Here is a 1,510-nt window from a genome sequence, read left to right as displayed (position 1 = left end):
ACCCCAACGCCACCGTCCACCTCTCCAAGGCCGAGAGCGACTACTGGCTCAACCCCGACAACGAGGCCAAGGCCCCCGAACGCGCCCGCTCCACCTTTGCCGCCGCCCGCGAGATGCTGGCCCTCTACCCCGGCAAGGTGAAGACCTTCGAGCCCGGCAAGGAACTGTTCCCCGGCGCAACCCCCCTGGCCGCCTACGGGCACACCCCGGGACACGTCGCCCTGCTCCTCTCCTCCGACGGGCAGAACCTGCTCTTCTTCGCAGACCTGCTCCACGCCATGGGACTGCAACTGCCCCGGCCCGACATCGCCATCGCCTTCGACACAGATCCCGCCCAGGCCGTCCTGGCCCGCAAGGCCCTCCTGGAACGCGCGGCCAGGGAAGGCTGGACCGTCACCGGCGTGCACGTGCCCGGTCCCGAAACCTACAGGATCAAGGCCTCGGGACAGGGATTCGAACTGGTTCGATAGACGGCGGACGGCAGGGCGGTCGGGGGGGGACGCCTCCGGCGGCCCTGCCGCATCACGACACGGTCCCGGGCCTCCCCCTCTTCCCTGTCTACGCTCCGGCCGCCTTGAACGCCTCGTCGAGCATGGCCTTCGCTTCGGCCTGAATGGCCTGCAGGTGTTCGGTTCCCTTGAAGCTTTCGGCGTAGATCTTGTAGACGGGTTCCGTGCCGGAGGGCCGGGCGGCGAACCAGCCGTTCTCGGCAGTGACTTTTAGCCCCCCGATGGAGGCTCCGTTGGACGGGGCCTTGGTGAGCTTGGCCAGGATCGGCTCGCCCGCCAGGGAGTCCGCGCGGACGTTCCCGGGGGTGAGCTTGGCGAAGGCGGCCTTTTCGGCTTCGGAGAGGGGCGCGTCCACGCGTTCGTAGACCGGGTCTCCAAAGCGCGCCGTGAGTTCGCGGTAGTGGACGGCGGGATCCTTGCCGGTGACGGCGGTGATCTCGGCGGCCAGGAGGTCCATGATGAAGCCGTCCTTGTCGGTGGTCCAGGCCTGGCCGTTCTTGCGCAGGAAGGAGGCCCCGGCGGACTCTTCGCCGCCGAAGCCGAAGGCTCCGGTGAGCAGGCCTTCCACGAACCACTTGAAGCCCACGGGCACCTCGGCGAGGTCTCGCCCCAGGTCCTTGGCCACGCGGTCGATCATGGCGCTGGAGACGAGGGTCTTGCCCACGGCGGCGCGGGCGGGCCAGCCGGGGCGGTTGCGGAAGAGGTATCCGATGGCCGTGGCGAGGTAGTGGTTGGGGTTCATGAGCCCGCCGGTGGGGGTGACGATGCCGTGGCGGTCGTAGTCGGGGTCATTGCCGAAGGCCACGGCGTAGGTGTCCTTGTGGCCGATGAGCCGGGCCATGGCGTAGGGCGAGGAGCAGTCCATGCGGATCTTGCCGTCGCGGTCCACGGTCATGAAGCCGAAGGTGGGGTCCACGGTGGGGTCGGTGACTTCCAGGTTCAGCCCGTAGCGCGCCGCGATGGGCTCCCAGAAGGCCACTCCGGAGCCGCCCAGGGGGTCC

Annotated in this window: 2 protein-coding genes; one reads left to right on the top strand and one right to left on the bottom strand. The window is 69.1% G+C overall.

From position 1 onward, the window contains the following. Nucleotides 1-470: MBL fold metallo-hydrolase (locus ACV4UX_RS19470; protein WP_491594928.1), on the top strand; the 470-nt coding region annotated here is incomplete at its 5' end. Between the two features lie 88 nt (nucleotides 471-558). Here the strand turns inward: ACV4UX_RS19470 and ACV4UX_RS19465 are convergent. Next, nucleotides 559-1,510: phosphohexomutase domain-containing protein (locus ACV4UX_RS19465; protein ID WP_491594927.1), on the bottom strand; the 952-nt coding region annotated here is incomplete at its 5' end.

It is taken from the genome of Fundidesulfovibrio sp. (assembly GCF_058402725.1).
This window is presented reverse-complemented; position numbering and strand designations above follow the sequence as displayed.